Below are 1,667 nucleotides of genomic sequence, written 5' to 3' on the forward strand. Positions count from 1 at the left end.
GAGCTGGAGATTGACCGCAAACAGATCATGTCGTTGTCAGTGTCTCCGGCACTCACACTTGTGCCTGTGCGTTTTTCAAAGAATGGAGACGCTGCCGGCCCGCCCTTTCATCAATGCGGTCTCGCTACGGTTAACGGCACAGGAAAGACACACCTTATCGTCACCTTTGGCACCGATTGGACCGAAGCTGAGAGCTGTGTCTCCCTCTCCGCCATCGGCACCGCAGAGAGCAAATCGAAGTATCCGGCGTTGGTGTTGATTTACCAGGCGACGACCGGACACGAGTCCTTCCCGGAACCAGTGTTGCTGAAGTGGAACTCCGCTTCCGGCATATACGAACTCGACGCAGAGCGGTCGCAATGGATTACGACACAACAACTGCCGTACACGATTCCCAATATTCGTAGGCTCCTCGCAAAAAATGCCGCGGAGCGCAAGTAGACGCAAATGGTCTCCAGATGGAGACCGTCAACATACGATTCAGCCCCGTGAGGAGATAAGCATGGCAAATCCATCGAATACGACCATCACCGTCGACGGCATTAAACTCAACGCCTTTTCGACACAGATCGGCCTGGCCACGGTTGTTGATACGAACGGGATGCCGTCGATGGGCTCTCTGAGCTGCGCGATGGACTTTTCCGCTGACATGCACGACACCGTCAACGTTCCATTCGCCACGGTGAAGAAATACTTCGATCTTGCCAATGTYCCGACAAAAGACAAGATCAAAGACGTAAAGATCGAATTCTGGAAAGACGAACATCGGCAGGACGCCATCTGCACACTCTCTTTCAAGGGCTGGATCAGCTCCTGGAACGTATCAAGCGGAGGTGGCAGTAATCACGTTCTCTCCGTCAGTATTCAACCCGCGCTAGACCAACAGAACTACCACGACCTCCAGTTGGGCAATTAAGACCGCTCGGCGTCAGAGTTCTTCTCTGCAACGCCATCTACCGAGGTCTGAGGGCACTCATCATGGCATTACCTCACATTCAAATTGGCGACAACCTGCTGCAGGATGCATTGCTCGCATCTGTCGAAATCACGCAAGAGCTTAACCAGCACTGGTGGTGCACCATTGTCTGCCGACAGACGGAAGACAAACGAATCCCAGTCGAGGACTTCCTTGGGCAGGCTGTCCAGATCAAGACGACTGACCAGGACGGCGTAGAGCACGTCAATTTCTCCGGCTTCGTGCTGGATGTCGAATTGAACTACGAGGTCTGGGGCAGCTATACCGCGCAGCTCACCGCAGTCAGTGAGAGCTATAAGCTCGACCTGACAGCGCGGAAAGAGTACTACTCTGACCAAACCTTATCGTCGATCGCAAATACCGTCTCCGGCCGCGAGGGTCTCTCCGTTTCCGTGAACGGAGGCGGGGGCAAGGGGCTGAACTACGTACAGTATGGCGAATCGGACTTCTCGTTCCTGAATCGGATTGTCGACGACTATGGATGCTGGCTCCGGCCCTCTGAAAAAGGACTCGAGGTCTTCGATTCCTTCCAGCCCGGTGGCAAAGTATTGTGGCGTGGAGAAGATGGTCTTATTGACTTTCGTGTGAAGGGCTCGCTTGCACCTGCCTCTGTCAGTGGCTCCCACTACGATCACCATGTCATGCAGTCGAATACCTTCCAAAAGATAAGTGACTCGACCGAGTTTTATCC

At 53.8% G+C, this 1,667-nt stretch carries 3 protein-coding genes; all 3 read left to right on the forward strand.

Translation table 11 applies throughout. The features are described from left to right. On the forward strand, positions 1 to 441 hold a 441-nt coding region (locus tag AB4043_RS24710; protein ID WP_442308419.1), incomplete at its 5' end, for a hypothetical protein. 61 nt (positions 442 to 502) lie between these two features. Continuing rightward, positions 503 to 916, forward strand: a complete 414-nt coding sequence (locus AB4043_RS24715) for a hypothetical protein (protein WP_442302608.1) — start codon at positions 503 to 505, stop codon at positions 914 to 916. Between the two features lie 62 nt (positions 917 to 978). Continuing rightward, positions 979 to 1,667 (forward strand): contractile injection system protein, VgrG/Pvc8 family (locus tag AB4043_RS24720; RefSeq protein ID WP_442308420.1); only part of this gene is annotated, 689 nt, incomplete at its 3' end.

The sequence above is a fragment of the Terriglobus sp. YAF25 genome (assembly GCF_052113305.1).
Lineage (GTDB): Bacteria > Acidobacteriota > Terriglobia > Terriglobales > Acidobacteriaceae > Terriglobus.